Source organism: Nocardioides lacusdianchii, from assembly GCF_020102855.1.
In the GTDB taxonomy this organism is placed as follows: Bacteria; Actinomycetota; Actinomycetes; order Propionibacteriales; family Nocardioidaceae; genus Nocardioides; species Nocardioides lacusdianchii.
Genome location: NZ_JADHZD010000010.1, coordinates 1 through 19577 on the forward strand (window position 1 = coordinate 1; position 19577 = coordinate 19577).

At 68.2% G+C, this 19577-nt stretch carries 16 protein-coding genes; 7 read left to right on the plus strand and 9 right to left on the minus strand.

What is annotated here, in order from left to right; translation table 11 throughout:
* Positions 1–196: 196 nt before the first annotated feature.
* Positions 197–1459: a TY-Chap domain-containing protein gene (locus IRX98_RS14595; RefSeq protein WP_224277949.1), complete on the minus strand. Its 1263-nt coding sequence runs from the start codon at positions 1457–1459 to the stop codon at positions 197–199.
* A 150-nt stretch (positions 1460–1609) separates the two neighbouring features.
* Between IRX98_RS14595 and IRX98_RS14600 the strand changes: the two genes are divergently transcribed.
* Both IRX98_RS14600 and IRX98_RS14605 read left to right on the plus strand, forming a co-directional pair.
* Entirely contained in the window at positions 1610–2083 is a 474-nt protein-coding gene (locus IRX98_RS14600) for a (deoxy)nucleoside triphosphate pyrophosphohydrolase (RefSeq protein WP_224277951.1), read from the plus strand.
* Complete coding sequence (locus tag IRX98_RS14605; protein WP_224277952.1) at positions 2080–4971, plus strand: DEAD/DEAH box helicase; 2892 nt, start codon at positions 2080–2082, stop codon at positions 4969–4971. The genes IRX98_RS14600 and IRX98_RS14605 overlap by 4 nt, the downstream gene beginning before the upstream one ends.
* A gap of 128 nt (positions 4972–5099) precedes the next feature.
* On the opposite strand, the gene IRX98_RS14610 is transcribed toward IRX98_RS14605, so the two are convergent.
* Positions 5100–7994, minus strand: a complete 2895-nt coding sequence (locus IRX98_RS14610; RefSeq protein ID WP_224277953.1) for a vitamin B12-dependent ribonucleotide reductase — start codon at positions 7992–7994, stop codon at positions 5100–5102.
* 121 nt (positions 7995–8115) lie between these two features.
* Entirely contained in the window at positions 8116–8592 is a 477-nt protein-coding gene (gene nrdR / locus IRX98_RS14615; protein ID WP_207082707.1) for a transcriptional regulator NrdR, read from the minus strand.
* A 335-nt stretch (positions 8593–8927) separates the two neighbouring features.
* Here nrdR and IRX98_RS14620 point away from each other — a divergent pair, with 335 nt between their 5' ends.
* Positions 8928–9263, plus strand: coding sequence for a hypothetical protein (locus IRX98_RS14620; protein WP_224277954.1), 336 nt, complete (start codon positions 8928–8930; stop codon positions 9261–9263).
* Between the two features lie 63 nt (positions 9264–9326).
* Here IRX98_RS14620 and IRX98_RS14625 read toward each other — a convergent pair whose 3' ends face one another.
* From IRX98_RS14625 to IRX98_RS14645, 5 genes are all read right to left on the minus strand, one after another.
* On the minus strand, positions 9327–10703 hold the full coding sequence (locus tag IRX98_RS14625; protein ID WP_224277955.1) for a hypothetical protein: 1377 nt from the start codon (positions 10701–10703) through the stop codon (positions 9327–9329).
* 165 nt (positions 10704–10868) lie between these two features.
* Positions 10869–11669, minus strand: coding sequence for a PKD domain-containing protein (locus IRX98_RS14630; RefSeq protein ID WP_224277956.1), 801 nt, complete (start codon positions 11667–11669; stop codon positions 10869–10871).
* Positions 11666–12187 carry a hypothetical protein gene (locus IRX98_RS14635; protein WP_224277957.1) on the minus strand — a complete coding sequence of 174 codons (522 nt, stop codon included), beginning with the start codon at positions 12185–12187 and terminating at the stop codon, positions 11666–11668. Before IRX98_RS14635 ends, IRX98_RS14630 begins: the two co-directional genes overlap by 4 nt.
* Positions 12188–12496: 309 nt before the next feature.
* On the minus strand, positions 12497–12847 hold the full coding sequence (locus tag IRX98_RS14640; protein ID WP_224277958.1) for a LysM peptidoglycan-binding domain-containing protein: 351 nt from the start codon (positions 12845–12847) through the stop codon (positions 12497–12499).
* 375 nt (positions 12848–13222) lie between these two features.
* A complete protein-coding gene (locus tag IRX98_RS14645) occupies positions 13223–14005 on the minus strand; it encodes an SDR family NAD(P)-dependent oxidoreductase (RefSeq protein ID WP_224277960.1) in 783 nt (260 codons plus the stop codon).
* A gap of 127 nt (positions 14006–14132) precedes the next feature.
* Between IRX98_RS14645 and lexA the strand changes: the two genes are divergently transcribed.
* From lexA to IRX98_RS14665, 4 genes are all read left to right on the plus strand, one after another.
* Positions 14133–14855, plus strand: coding sequence for a transcriptional repressor LexA (gene lexA / locus IRX98_RS14650; RefSeq protein ID WP_224277962.1), 723 nt, complete (start codon positions 14133–14135; stop codon positions 14853–14855).
* A 28-nt stretch (positions 14856–14883) separates the two neighbouring features.
* Positions 14884–16101 (plus strand): NAD(P)/FAD-dependent oxidoreductase, encoded by a 1218-nt coding sequence (locus IRX98_RS14655; RefSeq protein WP_224277964.1) that lies wholly within the window; start codon positions 14884–14886, stop codon positions 16099–16101.
* A 207-nt stretch (positions 16102–16308) separates the two neighbouring features.
* Positions 16309–17040, plus strand: coding sequence for a sulfotransferase family 2 domain-containing protein (locus IRX98_RS14660; protein WP_224277966.1), 732 nt, complete (start codon positions 16309–16311; stop codon positions 17038–17040).
* 3 nt (positions 17041–17043) lie between these two features.
* Positions 17044–17460, plus strand: a complete 417-nt coding sequence (locus IRX98_RS14665) for a DivIVA domain-containing protein (protein WP_224277968.1) — start codon at positions 17044–17046, stop codon at positions 17458–17460.
* On the opposite strand, the gene IRX98_RS14670 is transcribed toward IRX98_RS14665, so the two are convergent.
* Positions 17451–19454, minus strand: coding sequence for an ATP-dependent DNA helicase (locus tag IRX98_RS14670; RefSeq protein ID WP_224277970.1), 2004 nt, complete (start codon positions 19452–19454; stop codon positions 17451–17453). The genes IRX98_RS14665 and IRX98_RS14670 overlap by 10 nt on opposite strands.
* Between the last annotated feature and the right edge of the window lie 123 nt (positions 19455–19577).

Genomic DNA, 19577 nt, shown 5'->3' on the forward strand with positions numbered 1-19577 from the left:
CGTGATGGTCCTCGAGGATTCGGTAGAAGGTTGACTCGAAGGATCACGCGGTGGCCGCGCCAACGTCCGACGTACACGCCGGTGACGATCTCGGCGACCGCGCTACACCACTATCGGGGACTCAACTCTCTCCGGGATCAGGCGCGGCATGCGGTCACCCCATCACCGATCGCGGCCGCCCGTCCGGCGAACGCGCTCACCGGGCGGTCCCTGCCTCGTCCTCGTCGAACAGCGCGAGCTGGTCGACCTGCACCTTGCGGACCGGCGCGTCGACCATCAGCCGCAGTCCCGCTCGCATGCGCGACGCGAGGTCGCGGAGGTAGTCGTGGCGGGTGCGATACATCTTCTCCCTGGACCGCTGCCCCTGCTGACGGGCCTCGCGCGCCTTCGTGCGGACGTCGCGGCGACGCTGCTCGGTGATCCGGATCGCCTGGAGCAGCAGCCCGGTGTCGCTGCCGTAGATCCGCACCATCGCGGCGGGCCCGACCGACCCGCGCTGCTCGCGCTCCAGCTCTGCCATCACGGCGTACGCCGCCGCGAACCTGCCTCGCCCCTCGCCGATGTCCGGCCGCTGCGCCTCGCGCAGGTGCCTGCGGAGCGTGGCGGCCCAGCCGTCGACCTGGGTGACGATGCGCGCGATGTCGCTCGCGAGAGCCTCGGGGACGACCGCGTCGAGCGGGACCTCACGGGCCACGGCAACGTGGTCGCCACGCCAGAGGAACGTCAGCCCGAACTCGGCCGCGTTGAACTTGTTGAGCTCGCCGAGCAGGCACTCGCCGTCCTCGACGCCGTCCAGCAGCATGCAGTGGATGAGGATCCGCGGCGCCTCTTTGGCGACCGTGATCCACACGACGCGCTCGTCGGTCGGCAGCGGCAGGTCACCGTCGTCGTCCCACTCCGGCGCCTCGTCGTACAGATCTGCGACTGCCCGATCTACCGCAGCGCGCACATCGTCGACCGACCTCGGGGTCACCACGCGGTCGCGGTGCGGCTTCGGCGGCAGCGGCTTGCCGCCCTGGCGGGCCGGCTCGAGGCCGCCGGCGTCGAGGTAGACCGGGTGAAGCACGCCGTAGACGTCCCGCAGAGCGGTGACGACAAGGACGGCGGCCCGGTCCGCCTCGCGCTGGTCGAGGTCGAGCCAGAAGTTGGTCTCGCCCTCCTCCCAATCGTCCGACTCCGGACGGTGGAACCCGAGGTGCGCGAGCGCCCCTTCCTGGACCACGTCCAGCCGGCACGCGCCAGCGAGGTAGACGTTGCTCACCGCCTCGACCCGCAGGTCCCCGTCACCAGCCGCCACCTGGCAGTACGCCGGCGTCCCCTCAACGTCCTGCGCGATCACCTCGACGACGATCGAGTCGCCGTCGGCCATGGAGGAGACGTGGTCGGCCAGCCGCCGACGGAACTCCCGCCAGGCCCTCTCCACCGCGTCGTCCCACCGACGCTCCAGCTCGTCACTCATGCTTCGACCCCTCACTGGATCGCCCCCGCGATCCCCACAGGAATGACTCTAGGGATGACCACCGACAGTGGACCTCGAGCGTTCGGGACGCTTCCCGCTCTGCGCGCCGCGCATCCACCAACACCCGCGTGCAGTACACAGGCCGGACAGATGGACGCTGCCTCATGCGAAGTGGCACGTGCAGCAACGCGAGCCTTTAAGCTGCCGACCGATATGGGGGAAGACATGGGTACGCGACAGATCGCCGTAGTCGGGGCTGTGATCGTGCGCAACGGCCAGGTGATGGCCGCGCAACGCGGAGGGACAGGACCGCTGGCAGGGCTCTGGGAGTTTCCGGGGGGCAAGATTGAGCCAGGAGAATCCGCCCGCGAGGCGCTCGAGCGCGAGATTGCTGAGGAGCTCGGCTGCCTTGTTGAGGTAGGCAAGGAAGTCACGACAACGATCCATGAATACGACTTCGCCGTGATCACGCTCACGACCTTCTTTTGCCTCCTCGTAGACGGAGAGCCGCGCCTGACAGAGCACACGGCAGTGCAGTGGCTACGCACAGAGGAGCTTGACTCCCTGGCTTGGGCACCCGCTGACGTCCCTGCCGTAGCGCTGGTGAAAGCTTCCCTCGAATGAGCCCGCAGATCGATTGGTCCACGCAGTTCGGGCTAGACATCGACTTTGGCTACGTCGGCTCGTCGGCCGAGGGGCCACGGAACTACAACCCACGTCTAGTGATGAACGAGGCCGGAAGCACAGTCGAACACGCTCTCGTCGAGGAGCTAGCTCGCTGCAACGCCTTCACGTTCTCGGTCGCCTTCATCACCCCCGGCGCGATCGCTCAGTTGAAACAGCACCTCCACGACTTCAACGGACCGGGCACGATCGTTACGTCGGACTTCCTCGGCTTCAATCAGCCGCAAGCCTTCGCTGAGCTGCTCAAACTCAACGAGCTGAAGGGCATCGACGTACGTCGTCACCCAGCCCAAGGTTTTCATGCCAAGGGCTACGTCTTTGAGCACGACCGAAGCGTCACGGCGATCATTGGCAGTTCGAACTTGACTAGCGCCGCGCTCTCCACGAACCACGAGTGGAATCTCCGTGTGTCCGCCGCGCACGAGAGCGACCTCGCGAATCAGATCCGGCGCGTCCTTGAGGATCAAAGTTCTGCCTCAGAGCCGCTCACCCAGGAGTGGATCGACTCGTATGCAGCGACTTATCTCGCCCCGGCGCCGCGAGTACCCTTAACGACCGCGGATGGGTCTCAGATCGACTCCGCAGAGATCCAACCCAACGGTATGCAGCGGGACGCTCTGCTTGCGCTCGACCTCGTGCGGAGCCGGAACGCCGAACGCGCGATCATAGTGTCGGCAACTGGTACGGGAAAGACGATTCTTTCGGCTCTCGACGTTCGTCAGATCGCGCCCGAACGACTTCTTTTCGTCGTCCATCGCGAGCAGATCCTTGACAAGACGATCAGCGAGTATCAGAGGGTTCTGGGCGGTTCGCCGGACGACTACGGGAAGCTCAGCGGTTCGTCCAAGCAAGCACATCGCCGCTACGTGTTCGCGACCATCCAAACGCTGTCCGGAGCGGACGTGCTATCCACGATCGCTCCTGACGCTTTCGACCTCGTCATCATCGACGAAGCACACCGCGCAGGCTCTGCGACGTATCAGCGCATCATCTCGCACCTCACGCCCAGGTTCCTCCTTGGCATGACCGCAACACCTGAACGGACGGACGGATTCAACGTCTACGAGCTGTTCCATTACAACGTCCCCTATGAGATCAGGCTTCATCACGCTCTGGAGGCCGGGATGTTGTGCCCGTTCCACTACTACGGCATTGCTGACGTCACCTACGACGATGGCACCACGACAACGCAGGAAACCGAGCTCAAGCTCCTGATCAACGCAAAGCGGGTTGAGCACCTCCTCTCGGCGCTCGACCAGTACGGGCAGGCCGGAGTCGCGCCGCGGGGGCTCATCTTCTGCAGTCGCAAGGAAGAAGCACACGCTCTTGCTGCCGAGCTCAACCGCAGCGTGCTGCGCGGCAAACCTCTCCGGACGGTGGCCCTCACGGGCGATGACTCGGTCCACGCGAGGGAGCAGCGCGTTCAGCAGTTGGAAGCCGGCGAGCTGGATTACATCCTGACGGTCGACGTATTCAACGAAGGCGTCGACATTCCGACCGTCAACCAGGTAGTGATGCTCCGTCAGACCCAGTCCGCGATCGTCTTCGTTCAGCAGCTTGGGCGTGGACTTCGCTTGGCGGAAGACAAGGATCACCTGGTTGTCATTGACTTCATTGGCAACTACGCGACGAACTTCCTCGTTCCCATTGCCCTCTTTGGCGACGAGTCACTCAACCGAGAGTCGCTGCGAGAGAAGCTGAACGAAACCATTGAGGCAGGCGCCCTTCCGGGTCTGTCGAGTGTGAGCTTCGACGAGGTGGCCAGGGAGCGGGTTCTTCGCTCGATTGCTGAAACGACCCTCGATTCCCTGTCCAATCTCAAGACAGCGATGCTGGCGATGAAGAACCGTGTCGGCGGGATACCCACGCTCTGGGACTTCTACCGCTTCGAGTCTGTCGATCCAGTCCTACTCGCCACCAAGAAGGCTCACTTCCCTCAGCTAGTACGCGCGTTGCTGCGCGAAGGGCCGGTCCTAGACGAGGCAGGTGATCGAGCTCTCGCCCTACTCTCCCATGAGGTGCTTCCGGCCAAGCGTCTTAATGAATACGTCGTACTCGAACTTCTGCTTCGCGGCCAGGCCGCGTCGCACGACGAGATTCGCGAGGCGTTCGACGCCGCTGAGCTTCCGTCGGACGACGCGTCGATTCGTGCAGCAGTAGACACCCTGGCACTCCGCGGCTATTCCCAAGGCGAAGTCAGAAGGTACTCAGTCGGGATTGTCGAAGAGGCAGACGACGTCGTGGCACTCACCCCGGCCTTCGCGACCCTTATTGCACACTCTCACGACTTCGCGCATGCGGTTTCGGACCTCATGAAGACCGGTCGAGCCCTCACTGAAGACCGCTACCTGAACGACCAGTTGTTCACCCCCGGCATGCAGTACTCCCGCCGGGATGCTGCGCGCCTTGTGGGTTGGTCCAGGAGCACCACTTCGACAATCTACGGCTACAAGTCGGACGAGGCCCTCGGGCTCTGCACGGCGTTCACCACTCTGCACAAGGATGAGGACGTCGCAGCAAGCACGGCGTACGAGGATGCGCTTCTCGACCCGTCAACGATGCGCTGGTTCTCGAAAAGCAACCGCACGCTGGAAAGCAAGGACGTCAAGCAGTTCGTCGAGCACCGTGTAGACATTCACGTCTTCGTCAAGAAGGACGACGCCGACGGAAGTGACCACTACTACCTCGGTAGGGCCCGGGTCGCTGAGGCAGCCGAAACGCAGATGGCCGGCGATGGCCTACCCGTCGTCGCGATGACGCTCAAATTCGATGAGCCGATCAAGCAGGGACTTTTCGACTACTTCCACCCGCTGCCGGCACAGAGCTGACCGCCGTCAATCGACCGCGGCGTCGCCGCAAACCGATGCCGACAGGACGGCTGCGGCGCCGCACGGCGTTTGCAGACGAACGACAGTGGGCCCACCCCTAACGAGGTGAGCCCACTGTGTTCGTCACATCAGCTGCAGCCGCTCGTGCTCCCGCAGCCCTCGCACACGTAGCACGAGCCGGCCGGGCGCATCTTCGTCCCGCAGGTCATGCAGAGCGGGGAGTCGACGGCGGTGCCGGTGAGCTTCTCGAAGAGCTCGGCGGTGGTCTTGGCCTCGGCGGGGGCCGGCTTGGCGCTGGCCTCCACGATGTCGGCGTCGACTGGAGCGGTTTCGAGGCTCGCTTCGCTTCGCACCTCAACCACCGACGACGAGGTGGGCTCGACGAGCTCGGCCGCGCTGCCGGTCTCCTCCACGAGCGGCTCGTAGGAGCCGGTCTCGAGGTGGCGCTGGCGCTCCTCGGCGGAGTAGATGCCCAGGGCCGAGCGCTCCTCGAAGGTGAGGTAGTCCAGGGCGAGGCGGCGCCAGACGTAGTCCATGAGCGACTGCGCCATGCGGACGTCCGGGTCGTCGGTGAGGCCGGCGGGCTCGAAGCGCAGGTTGGTGAACTTCGAGACGTAGGTCTCCAGCGGCACGCCGTACTGCAGGCCGATCGACACCGCGATCGAGAAGGCGTCCATCACGCCGGCCAGGGTCGAGCCCTGCTTGCCGAGCTTGAGGAAGACCTCGCCGAGCTGGCCGTCGTCGTGGGCACCCGAGGTCATGTAGCCCTCGGCACCGCCGACGGTGAACGACGTGGTGCGCGAGACGCGCGACTTCGGCAGGCGCTTGCGGACCGGGGCGTAGACGACCTTCTCCACGACCTTGGTCTCGACGGCCGAGTCGGCCGCGGCCTTGTCGGCGGCGTCCTTCTTGGCCTTGCCGCCACCGTCGGACAGCGGCTGGCCGACCTTGCAGTTGTCGCGGTAGATCGCGGTCGCCTTGAGCCCGAGCTTCCAGGACTGCATGTAGACGTCCTCGATCTCCTCGACCGTGGCGCTCTCGGGCAGGTTGACCGTCTTGGAGATCGCACCGGACAGGAACGGCTGCGCGGCCGCCATCATCCGCACGTGGCCCATCGGCTTGAGCGCGCGGGCGCCCATGGCGGTGTCGAAGATCTCGTAGTGCTCGGTCTTCAGGCCCGGGGCGTCGATGACGTGGCCGTGCTCGCCGATGTAGGCGACGATCGCCTCGATCTGCTCGGGCTGGTAGCCGAGCTTCTTCAGCGCCCGCGGGATCGTCTGGTTCACGATCTGCATGGAGCCGCCGCCGACGAGCTTCTTGAACTTCACCAGGGAGAAGTCGGGCTCGATGCCGGTGGTGTCGCAGTCCATCATGAAGCCGATGGTGCCGGTCGGCGCGAGCACCGAGGCCTGCGCGTTGCGGAACCCGTTCTTCTCGCCCAGCTTGATCACGTCGGCCCACGCCTTGGTGGCCAGCTTGTGCGTGCGGCCGTCCTCGGTGTGCAGCACGCGTACGACGTCGTTGGCCGCCTGGTGCTTGCGCATCACGCGCTTGTGGGCGTCGGCGTTGCGGGCGTAGCCGGCGTACGGGCCGACGATGCCGGCGAGCTCGGCGCTGCGCTTGTACGACGTACCGGTCATGAGCGAGGTGATCGCGGCAGCCATCGAGCGGCCACCCTCGGAGTCGTAGCCCAGGCCCATCGCCATCAGCAGCGCGCCGAGGTTGGCGTAGCCGATGCCGAGCTGGCGGTAGTCGCGGGTGGTGTCGCCGATCGGCTCGGTCGGGAAGTCGGCGAAGCAGATCGAGATGTCCATCGCGGTGATGATGAACTCGACGGCCTTCGCGAAGAGGGCGGCGTCGAAGGTGTCGTCGTCCTTGAGGAACTTCAGCAGGTTCAGCGACGCCAGGTTGCACGAGGAGTTGTCGAGCGACATGTACTCGGAGCACGGGTTGGACGCGGTGATGCGGCCGGTCTCGGGGTTGGTGTGCCAGTCGTTGATCGTGTCGTCGTACTGCAGGCCCGGGTCGGCGCAGGCCCAGGCGGCCTCGCTGATCTTGCGGAACAGCTCGCGGGCGTCGACGGTCTCGATGACCTCGCCGGTGCCGCGGGCGCGCAGGCCGAACTCGGTGCCGTCCTCGACGGCGCGCATGAACTCGTCGTTGACGCGGACCGAGTTGTTGGCGTTCTGGTACTGGACGGAGGTGATGTCGGCGCCACCGAGGTCCATGTCGAACCCGGCGTCGCGGAGGGCGCGGATCTTGTCCTCCTCCTTCGCCTTCGTCATCACGAACTCCTCGATGTCCGGGTGGTCGACGTCGAGGACGACCATCTTGGCCGCACGACGCGTCGCGCCGCCCGACTTGATGGTGCCGGCGGAGGCGTCCGCGCCGCGCATGAAGGAGACGGGGCCGCTGGCGGTGCCACCGGAGGAGAGGAGCTCCTTGGAGGAGCGGATGCGGGAGAGGTTGAGGCCGGCGCCTGAGCCACCCTTGAAGATGAAGCCCTCCTCCTTGTACCAGTTCAGGATCGAGTCCATCGAGTCGTCGACCGACAGGATGAAGCAGGCCGAGACCTGCTGCGGCGACGCCGTGCCGACGTTGAACCAGACGGGCGAGTTGAAGGAGAAGTACTGGTTGACCAGCAGCCAGGTGAGCTCGTGCTCGAAGATCTCGGCGTCGGCGTCGGTGGCGAAGTAGCCGTGGTCGATGCCGGCCTTGGTGTACGTCTTCACGATCCGGTCGATGAGCTGCTTGAGGCTCCACTCGCGGGCGTCGGTGCCGACCGCGCCGCGGAAGTACTTCGTCGTGACGATGGTGGAGGCGTTGACCGACCAGAAGTCGGGGTACTCGACACCGCGCTGCTCGAAGACGGTCTCGCCGGTCTTCCAGTTCTGCTGGACGACGTCGCGGCGCTCCCAGGTGATCGCGTCGTAGGGGTGCGTGCCCTCGGTGCTGAAGACGCGCTCCATGGTCAGGCCCTTGCCCTTGGCTCCCTTGGCGCGGGTGCTCACCGTCTCGGTCATACGACTTCCTCTATCCCTGGTGGTGGTTGTGGTGCTGGTCTGCGGACCTCGTCCGCGGAGCTTGTTCGACGTTGGTGAGCCCGGCAGGCCGCTTCCCCACGACCTGCCGGGCCGAATGTGGTCAGCCCGTCGTGGCGGGCTGATCGGCAGCGGCTCGTTCGAGCCGCAGCATCTTGATCTCGGCGTCGAAGTCCTCGGCGGACTCGAACGCGCGATAGACGGAGGCGAACCGGAGGTAGGCCACCTCGTCGAGCGCCCGCAGCGGGCTGAGGATCGCGAGACCGACGTCGTTGGCGTCGAACTCGGCCTGCCCGCTCAGGCGCAGTGCGTCCTCGACCTCCTGGCCGAGGCAGGCGAGCTGCGCGTCGGTGACCGGGCGGCCCTTGCAGGCCTTGCGGACGCCGGCGATCGCCTTGTCGCGGTTGAACGGCTCGGTCGCGCCGGAGCGCTTGAGCACCGTGAGCTGCATCTTCTCGACCGTGGTGAAGCGGCGGTCGCACGCGGCGCAGCTGCGGCGCCGACGGATGGAACCGCCGTCGTCGGCGACCCGGGAGTCGAGGACCTTGGTGTCCTCGTTCTTGCAGTAGGGACAGTGCATGGCGGCCCTCCTCTCGGGTACGTCAGCGCGCGGCTCGTACACCCTCATAACGGGGTGTGGTCTGGGGATGTTCCTGTGGACAACTAGCCTGAGGCTGTGAGGATCTCCCCCTGGCCTGTGCACCAGATGTGGATAACTACAGCGGTGTAACTACTAGATGTAGTGGTAACCGTACGCCCCGCCCACCACGGTGGCAAGTGAACTCGTGAAGTCCGCGGATCAATTTCTGCGCACCGCGCTGACCTGCGGTTATGGGTGCCTTCGGCCCTCCGGACCGGCGCGTCAACGGGGTGTTCCGGTCACACGATGGGGTCGCATCGGACACAATGTCCCTCGTGTCTACGGGGAAGCGGGCGGGTTCGCGCAAGGGTGCTCCCCAGCCCCGCACCCTGAACCGCTCGGCGCTCCTCATCGGCGCCGCGATCACGCTCTGCGTCGTGGCCTGGGGCTACCTCGTCTACGCCGCCATCGACTTCGGTACGGCGGCGCGCGGGGGCTCCGGCACCTCGGCCTGGGCCTTCATGGCGCTGGCCTGCCTCGGCGCGATGGCCTGCCTCTTCGCCGGCCTGCTCCTGGTCGCGCGGTTGATGCGAGCGCTCGGGATCACCGCCCCTCCCCCGTCCGACGACGCTCCTCCCCGGCCGGTCGGCGGGAAGCGCGCGGCGCGCTGAGCTCCTGACTCGGATCGTGGAGTCCGTGGGTCGCTTGGCGGGTCGGGAGCTCCACGATCAGCCTCAGTCCAGGCCGTACGCCACGACCTTGCCGGGCATCGACACGAACCGGGTCTGTCCGGTTCCGCTGAGCGCGGACGCTCCAAACACAGACAGGTCGCCCCCGGTCACCCTTCCGTCGCGATCACAGGTGGCGTAGAGCGTTCCGGACACGCGCTTCTCGCCGTACGCCTTCACCATGTCGCCGCCCGCAGGGCACAGCAGCACCGTGTCGGCGTCGACACGCTCGAGGGCGCCTGACCGCTGGTCGAGCGCGACGGGACCGTCGTCGCTCGGGAGCACGACGCCGTACGGCGCGAGCGGGGCACGGTCGCGGACGTACGCCCGCTCCGCATCCTTGCCATCGAGGGCGTAGGTCCAGCCGACATCGCCGGTGCGCGGGTCTACCCCCTGCAGCTCGACGACCAGGTCGTCGTAGGTCGGCTCCTCGCCCTTGCGGTCGACACGAGATCCTCCCACCACGCAGAGGGTTCGGGCCTCGCTCTCGTCGACCGACCGTACGAGCGAGCACCACGGGTCTGCGCCCGCGAGCGTCCAGAGTCGCTTGCCGTCTCGGCCGTCGAGGCCGGTAGTGGAGTAACGGGACGCATAGTCCACGCGCACCTGCTTGCCCTGCTCGTAGCGGCGCGCGAGCCCGGCCGGGAACGGCCTGCCCAACGAGCCGACGTAGACGTTCGCCTCCTCATCGTGCTGGAAGCTCCACCCGTACTTCGACTCGACGCCATCAGCGACCAGCACCGAGACGGACTGCGTCCACTCCGTCCGCCTCGTGCCGGGAAGCCGGGCGAGTGTCGCGAGCCGTCCTTCCCCGCGGACGTACAGGTCAGGGTCGCCGACTCGCAGCGCACCCTCCTGGAGCGTCTTCTCCAACGTGCGGCCGGACTCGAGGTCCCAGCGCGTCGGAGCGTTGCCGGGAACGATGTCCCGGTAGGTGCCGAAGGGACTTTCGACCATCGCTCCCGGCCTGCTCTCGCGACCTGACCAGCACACATCGTGACCATCCGAGCAGGCGTCATAGTCGTCGACTGCAGTCGGCGTGCTCGAGACGATGGCGCCGGTCCTCACGTCCACCGCGACGAGAGCCGGCCCCGCAGCGTCGAGGTCGTACCGACGCAACAACGCGAGGTGCCGACCGGCGTCGGTCTCCGTGGCCCGGGGCGTCATCGCCATGCCCACGGGCATGCCGCCCGGGTGGAACGGCATCCGAAAGTTCGTACGACCTGTTTTCGCGTCCAGGCTGACCAGCTGGACGGCGCCGCGCGGGGCCTTCGACAGCACCAGGAGCGCAGGGCCGGCCTCGACCGGTTGTCCGATCGCGTCGAGCTTCGCCGTCCAGACGATCTCGGCAGGCGCGGCTTGGGAGGCTGACGGCTCCGCCACTGCGTTCGCTGCGGGGTTCGTCCCGCCGGCACTTCCCTCCTGCGTCGTCTCGTCGCATCCCGACAGGCAGGTGACTGCCAGGAGTGCGGCGACGACAAGCGCGACCGTCGCATGCTGCGGGCGTGCAGAACCAAGCATGTCTCCCCCGAGAGTGATGGTTGATGTCTAGCGAATGACGAGCTGCGGCAGCGCCTCGACGACCTCGAGGTCCTGGGTGGCGCCTGTGACCCAGATGGTCGACGGGATGGCCTCGGGCGGACCGCCGTCGACCGTGAAGCTCGCATCGCCGTACTGCGTGTCCACGCTGACTGCGACCTTGTCCGTCTGGTCGTAGACGTGCGAGACCTCGAGGGACGGGTACGGCGCGCCTGGAGTCTCGGTGACCATCGACGTGCCGTCGCCGAAGTTCCAGCGGTAGGCGATGGGGCGGGCGCTGACCACGACGTTGGACTCGACGAGGTTCACCGAGATGGAGGTGGCCTCAGAGTTGGTTGTGTAGAAGTTCGACTCAAGGTTGACCAGCGTCTTGCCTCCGGGGGGCTGCACCACGAGCGTCGAGGCGGGCCAGCTAAGGCGCTCGAACGCCTCGAGCACGAGCGCCCGGACTGGCGGCGGGTCGTCGACGAGCTCCTCCTCGCCTGCGCTCAGGCACGCGGTGCCGTCGTTCTGCCCGTCGCGGAATACGACGTACCTCGTGCCGGGTGCGCCAGCGGCCGTGGTGCATTCAGCCGGATTGAAGCAGATGCCCTCAGGGTTTCGTCGGCCGTCCTTGCAGATCTGGCGGACGCTCCACTTGGCGGTGGGGTATTTCGTCTTCTCGGCCTGCAACTCAGACGAGGACTTGTCGCAAGTCTGCGATGCCACAGTCAGGTCCGCTTCCGCGCTGCAGGCGAGCGCCGGACTCGCTGGCAGGAGAACCAAGCTGGAAACCAGGAGCGCCAATATTGCGGCAGCACGACCGTTCATTCCGAAAGCTCCCGACTCTCAAGAACATGCCACGAGTCACCGACGGGCTCCAGCACGATCAACTGCACCACTCGCCCGCCCGCGAGCTTCTTCCACGGTCCTTCTGCTGACTCCCGGTAGCGCGTGGGCGCGGAGTCGACAACGAACCGATAGGTATGCGCGCTCGGCTTTCCCTTGGGCGCAAGTTCAAGGATGGTCCACCCGTCCCACTGCACCGTGCCGCCTGCGCTGTAAATCCGATCGACAGTGTCGGCGATGTTCTTGCAGTCGTCACAGTTTGGACCCATGGCTAGGAAGTCCTTGGTATCCCCCGTCTCGAACATCCGCCTGTCCTCTTCCACCCACCGCCGGATGAAGTCCTCCGCGCTCTCCGCCTCCACCGTCTCCGACGCAGTGGGCGTCGGGGACGAGGACGGCGGCGGGTCGGGCATCTTGGGCTGGGGCTCGGGGTCGTCCGAGCAGCCCGCCAGGAGGAGGGGTACGACGGCGGTGAGCGCGAGAGCGCGGCGTACGTGCATGAAGGAGCCTTCCCGAGAACTACGTCAGCATTCGGGAAACTACCCAGTTCAGCTCTCCTCGAACCACCCCTGATCGCAGATCTGTGGACAACCCACCCGGCCCGGCTTGTGCGGTCACCGTGGTGCGGATCCCGAACCACGGCTACCGCACAACGGTCAAAGTCACCGGGTAGCCGGGGATCCCGACGACGAGCGGCACCCCGAGAGACACCAATAAATGACGCCGAGGGGCGGGCCACCAGGCCCGCCCCTCGGTCTTCCCCTTGTTCCACCAGCCGGGGTCGAAGCGGCTGATGGAGGCCTCACGCGTCAGTCGGAGACGACCGGGACGCGGAGCTTCTGGCCAGCCGAGAGGCTGGCGGACTCGAGCGCGTTCAGGCGCTCGATCTCGGTCATCATCGACCGGACGTCGCCGTCGGTGGCGACCTCGCTGGCGATCCCCCACAGGGTGTCGCCGGGGGCGACCTGGACGACCTCGGTGGGCGCGGGCTCACCGGCCGAGCCGGTGCCGACGGCACCGCCCGCCAGCATGAACGCGACAGCCAGGACGAGGAACAGCGAGGTCACGAAGACCACGAGGCGACCGCGACGGGTCAGGCGCACCGTCGAACGGACGGGGGCGGAAGTGGTGAAGCTGGGGGAAAGGCTGAGGGTGCTCATGATGTGGCCTCCTGGGGAAGATCAGCCGGTTGGTGTCGAACGAATGTCTAGTGGGACCCACCGACAGTGGCCCTGAAGCCGCCGCGGTGTCGATCAGACGTTCGATCGAACATGTGTACGACGGTAGAGCACCTGTTCGAACAGGTCAAGCACCCGCACGAACATTTGTTCGATGCCTGGATCGCACGAGAGGCGCGAGTCCAACGGACCCCATGAGCCGCCCAGCCGGAACGTGAGGCTGTCGAAGCTGCCGCCGAAGACCGCCGCGCAACCACGGCGTTCTGGCGATGAAGCTCGGCTTCGAGAAGTACTTCCTGTGGAAGATGAAGCACGGCCAGGTGCGCCTGCCCTGAGCACGCACGACCGGAGAAGGGGTCAGCGCTTCTTCATCGCCCGACGGCCCTGCGCGGCGAACAGCACAGCCGCATGCTGGGCGGACGCGGGGCTGAGCATGGCGCCGCGCATCACGCCCGCGCGCCAGCCCGGCATCGTACGGACCACCCGGCGCGAGCCGACGAGGGCGACGGCGGCCTCGGCGACCTCGGCCACGCCGAGGATCCGCCCGCCCGAGTGCGTCAGCTGCGAGCCCATGCCTGCAGGGTCCTGCGCGGCCAGCATCGCGGTGTCGACGCCGTCGGGGCACAGCGCGTGCACCCGCACCCCGCGCGGCGACTCCGCGTTGACCGACGCCGACAGCGAGACGACCGCGGCCTTCGTGGCGGCGTACGCGCTGTAGCCGGGCACCGGGCCGAGGCCGGCGAGCGAGGCGACGTTGACCACGTCTCCCCCGCCCGGGCCGAAGGTCGCCAGCGCGGCGCGGCAGCCCCACATCGCGCCGAGGACGTTGACCTCGACGAGGCGGCGGACCTGGTCGTCGGAGAGCGAGGCGAGCGTGCCGTCGTCACCGACGCCGGCGTTGTTGAACCACGCCACGAGCCGCCCGTGCCCCGACGCTTCGGCGGCGACGGCGCGGTGCGCGTCCGGGTCGCGTACGTCCATCGCGACGCCGGCGGCGGCACCGATCTCCGCGGCCGTCGCAGCAGCGGCGTCCGCGTCGAGGTCACCGACCACGACCCGGTGCCCGCGCGCCACCATCAGCTCCGCGATCCCGCGCCCGATCCCGCGGGCCCCGCCCGTCACCACGCACGACGTCGTCATCCATGGAGAGTAGCGACACGCGGCTTCGAACAGGTGTTTGATCCTCGGGCCCCGGGAGGACTACGGTGATCGCACCAGCCACCCCATCGCCCACGAGGTGGCCACCCGCGTCGAGAGGTTCCACGAGATGGCCAAGTCAGAGGACAAGAACGTCATCGAGATGCCCGACGGTCCCCCGGACGCCACCGGCCTGACCCCGCGCCAGCAGCGCGTGCTCGCCACCATCAAGGACTCGATCGAGACCAAGGGCTACCCGCCCAGCATGCGCGAGATCGGCCAGGCCGTCGGCCTCACGTCCTCCTCCAGCGTCGCGCACCAGCTGCGCGTGCTCGAGGGCAAGGGTTTCCTCAAGCGCGACCCCAACCGCCCCCGCGCCCTCGAGGTCTTCCTGCCCGAGGTGATGGCTGCGCGCCGCTCGATGTCCAGCGGCGAGGAGTCGAGCGTCGACGAGACCGGCATCGGCGACGTCGTCCCGACCGCGGTCAACATCCCCGTCGTGGGCCGCATCGCGGCCGGTGGGCCGATCCTCGCCGAGGAGCAGGTCACCGACGTCTTCCCGCTGCCCAAGCAGCTCGTCGGCGACGGCACCCTCTTCCTCCTCGAGGTCTCCGGCGACTCGATGGTCGAGGCCGCCATCTGCAACGGCGACTACGTCGTGATCCGCCAGGAGCAGACCGCGACCAACGGCCAGATCGTCGCGGCGATGATCGACGGCGAGGCGACCGTCAAGACCTTCCAGCGCAAGGACGGCCACGTCTGGCTGCTGCCGCACAACGCCGCCTACGACCCGATCCCGGGCGACAACGCCACCATCCTCGGTGTCGTGACGGCAGTGCTGCGCAGCCTCTGACAACCAGCCCGGGTGCACGATGGCTGGCATGAGCCAACTCCAGGATTCCTACGACTACGTCATCGTCGGTGGAGGTGTCGCGGCCGCCAGTGCGGTCTCCGGCATCCGGTCGGAGGACGAGGGCGGCAGCATCGCCGTCATCGGCTCCGAACCCGCCAAGCCGGTCTACCGCCCCGCCCTGTCCAAGGACCTCTGGCTCAAGGACGACGCCACGCTCGCGGGCAACTCGCTCGCCGGTGACCTCGAGGACGACGACCACGTCGACCTCGTCACCGACACGACCGTGACGGCGATCGACCCCGACGCCCACGCCGTACGCCTCGCCGACGGCAGCAGCATCGGCTACGGCAAGCTGCTGCTGGCCACCGGCGCCGAGCCGCGCGTGCTCGCGCTCGACCCCGGCCCGCGGGTCGTCTACTACCGCACCGCCGCCGACTACGAGCGGCTGCGCGCGATCGCGGAGAAGGGCAGCCACGTCGCGGTCGTCGGCGGGGGCTACATCGGCTCGGAGATCGCCTCCGCGCTCGTGCAGAACGACGTCGCCGTCACCCTCGTGCTCGACCAGGAGGACGTACAGGAGCAGATGTTCCCGCGCGCGCTCGCCGCCAGCCTGACCAAGGCCTTCGCCGACCGCGGCGTGACGATCGTGCACGGCTCGGTCGAGCGCGGCGAGGACACCGGCGACGGCGTACGGATCAGGCTCGACGACGGCACCGACGTCGCGGCCGACGCAGCCGTCATCGGCGTCGGCGTGCTCCCGCGCACCTCCCTGGCCGAGGCCGCCGGCCTCGAGGTCGACAACGGCATCGTCGTCGACGACCACCTGCGCACCAGCGCCAACGACGTGTACGCCGCCGGTGACGTCGCGTCCTACCCCGACGCCCTGCTCGGGCGCCGTCGCGTCGAGCACGTCGACCACGCGGAGAAGTCCGGCGAGCACGCCGGCAAGGTGATGGCAGGCGCCGACGCGGCCTACGACTACACCCCCTTCTTCTGGTCCGACATCCTCGACGCGGGCTACGAGGCGGTCGGCGAGACGTCGAGCAGCCTCGACATGGTCGAGGACTGGAAGGACGGCGAGATCGGCACCGGTGTCGTCTACTACGTCGGCTCCGGCCAGGTCCGCGGCGTGCTGCTGTGGAACGTCTGGGACAGCGTCGACCAGGCGCGCGAGCTCGTCGCGGAGACCGGCAAGGAGCCGGTGGCGGACCTGGAGTCGCTGCGCGGGCGGATCGCGTTCGGGTAGGTCTCACTGGTTTCGAGGCTCGTCGCTGGCGCTCCTCGCACCTCAACCAGCGAAACTCAGTGTCCGCTGGCGCTCCTCGCACCTCAACCATCAAAACTCGGTGGTCCGATGCGCTCCTCGCACCTCAACCATCGAAACTCGGTGGTTGAGGTGCGAGCGGAGCGAGCCTCGAAACCACACCGGCGCGCACGCGGTAGCCTCGCGGCGATGTCCAGCCCAGATCCCGCGCTCTTCCGAACCCGCCCGGGCAACCGACGGCGCCTGACGCCCGAGGGCCAGGCCGAGCTCGACCGGCTCACGGTCGCGGCTGAGGAGTCGGCGTGGCTCAGCCCGCTGGCGTACAACCTCACGATCAGCCACAGCCACCGCTTCGTCTGGTACCGCGTGGCGAAGGTCGCGACCCGCACGATCCGCCACCACTGCGAGACCAACGGCGTGGCGCTTGACGTCGACCATGCGATGCGGGTGCGCTACCCGCTCGCGTCGTACGCCGACTACTTCACCTTCGCGTTCGTGCGCGACCCGCTCGACCGGTTCGTGTCGGCCTGGCACGACAAGGTGGTCGACCACAACTACTACGACTTCGACCCCGCCACCCACGAGCGGATGCAGGCGGTGGAGGAGTTCGCCCGCTGGACCGCGACCCAGGACCTGTCGGCCGTGCCCGGCACCGACCAGCACCTCACGTTGCAGAGTCGGATGATCGACCTGAACCGGGTCGACTTCGTCGGTCGGCTGGAGACGTTCGACCGGGACTTCGCCGAGGTGTGCGAGCGCATCGGAGCCCCGGCCGTCCCGACCGCGCCGAAGAACCAGACCGCACCCGGGGGCCGCGACCGGCAGGTCTCCGACGAGCTGCGTGAGCTGGTGGGGCAGATGTACCGCCGCGACTACCAGGTCTTCGGCTACTCCCCTGACGCCCCCGTCCAGGAGGACTGACAGATGGCGCTCGAACGACCACGCTTCAGCACGACCAAGCTCCGTGAGGGCTACGACGTTGCGGGCGTCGACGACGCGGTGGACCGTGTCTTCGTGGCACTCGCCGACGGGGCGACGTCGATGACGGCCTCGGACGTCAGCAGCCTGAGGTTCAACCCGGTGCGACTGGCCGAGGGCTACGACATGGGCGAGGTCGACAGCTGGCTCGACCAGGCCGCGGCGGAGCTCGCCCGGACGTCCGGAGGAGCCGCACCGGCGACTCCGGCTACCGCCGGGACGCCCGCGTCGACGGCGTACGGGACCACGAGCGGCACGCGGTCTGACGCCGTCACCGAGGTGAGGTCGAGCTCGCCACGCATCCTCGTCGTCCTGGGGATCGTCGTGCTGCTCGCGATCGCGGCCTACGCCTTCTACGCCTGACCCAGCCGCTTCAGCGCCTGGCGCACGAGCGCGGGGTCGGTGGTCGACCACATCGGCGGCAGCGACGCCTTGAGGAAGCGACCGTAGCGGGCCGTCTCCAGGCGCGGGTCGAGCACGGCGACGATGCCGCGGTCGGAGGTGGTGCGGATCAGCCGGCCGGCACCCTGCGCCATCAGCAGCGCCGCGTGCGTCGCGGAGACCTCCATGAAGCCGTTGCCGCCCCGGTCGTCGGCGGCCTTCGCGCGCGCCGACATGAGCGGGTCGTCGGGGCGGGGGAAGGGGATCCGGTCGATGATCACCAGCTGGCAGGTGTCGCCGGGGACGTCGAGGCCCTGCCAGAGCGACAGCGTGCCGAACAGGCAGGTGTGCGGGTCCTCGACGAACTGCTTGGCGAGCTCGGGGAGCTGGGCGTCGCCCTGCGCGAGCGTGGTCAGGTGCGGCAGCCGGGTGCGTACGGCCTCGGCGGCGGTCTCGGCGGCCCGCCGCGAGGAGAAGAGGCCCAGCGTGCGCCCGTCGAGGGAGTCGACGAGGTCGCAGATCTCGTCGAGCTGGGCCTGGCCGAGGCCGTCGCGGCCGGGCTGGGGCAGGTGGCGGGCGACGTAGAGGATGGACTGCTGGCCGTAGTCGAAGGGCGAGCCGACGTCGAGGCCCTTCCACGGCAGCGCCGTCTCGTCGTCCGTCGTCGCGATCTGCGAGCCGAGGCGCTCGGTGGGCTTGAGACCGAGTGAGGTGGCGACCGCGCCGAACTCGCCGCCGAGCATCAGGGTCGCGCTGGTGAAGACCACGGTCTTGTCGGTGAGGAGCTTGTCGCGCATCGGGCCCCACACCTGCAGCGGCGCGACGTGGAGCCGCGCAGGGAAGCGGTCGCGGGCCTCGCCCAGCCACAGCACGTCGCGGTCGGAGCCGGCCGCCATCCGCTCGGCGTTGACGAAGATCTCCTGCACCATGCCCTTGGCCTGGGTGCGTCCCGCGTCGCCCTCGCCCTCCCCGCCGGACTCGCGGGGGAAGGCCGAGACGCACGCGCGCGCCGCGTCGCGCACCAGCACGAGCGCGTCCGCGAGCTGCGTCGACATCTGGTCGATGCGTCCCGGCGGCGTGGCCTCGAAAGCCTCGGCGAGCTGCCCTGCGGCGTCCTCGAGGTCACCGGCCGGGTCACCGTCACCGTCGGTCCAGCGGCCGGCCCGACGCGCGGCCCGCTCGATGTCGGAGGCGCCGAGCTCGTCAGTGGCGGCCTGGGTGACGCGCTGGACGAGCTCGTGGGCCTCGTCGATCACGACGGTGTCGTAGTCGGGGATCATCGGCACGTCCTCGATCGCGTCGATCGCGAGGAGGGAGTGGTTGGTGACGATCAGGTGGCTCCGCTGGGCCTTCTCCTTGGCCAGCTCGGCGAAGCACTCCGCACCGAAGGGGCACTTCGCGGCGCCCAGGCACTCGCGGTGGTTGACCGAGACCTGGCGCCACTCGCGGTCGGTGTGGCGCGGGGCGTTGTCGCGCTCGCCGCTGCCGCCGGCCTCGGTCTCCTCCTCCGCCCACGCGCGCAGCTCGAGGACCTTCTCGGCCATCGAGCCGGTCGGCACGTCGACGAGGGTGCCCTGGTCGTCGGGGACGCCGGCGCGGATGCGGTGGAGGCAGGCGTAGTTGGAGCGGCCCTTCAGCACGGCGTACGACGTGTCGACCCCGCGCACGTCCTTGACTGCCTCGACCAGGCGCGGCAGGTCGCGCTCGACGAGCTGGTGCTGGAGCGCAAGGGTCGCGGTGGCGACCACGACGCGCTTGTCGTGGAGCATCGCGGGGACGAGGTAGCCCAGCGACTTGCCGGTGCCGGTGCCGGCCTGGACGAGCAGGTGGCGGCCCTCGGACATGGCCTCGGCGACCTCGCTCGCCATCTGCACCTGGCCGTCGCGCTGCTGCCCGCCGAGGGCGCTGACGGCCTGTGCGAGCACCTCGACGACGGGGCTCGCGACGGGGGTGGCGGCAGTCGCGGTCTCAGGCACCAGAGAACCCTACGCGGCCTCGCCGACACCGCGGCGTACGCCATCCACAACGCGCCGGTCCACCGGCGGGGTCGAGCGGACCGTGGTCCGCTCGACGCACGGCATGCCGTGCGTCGCGCGTCC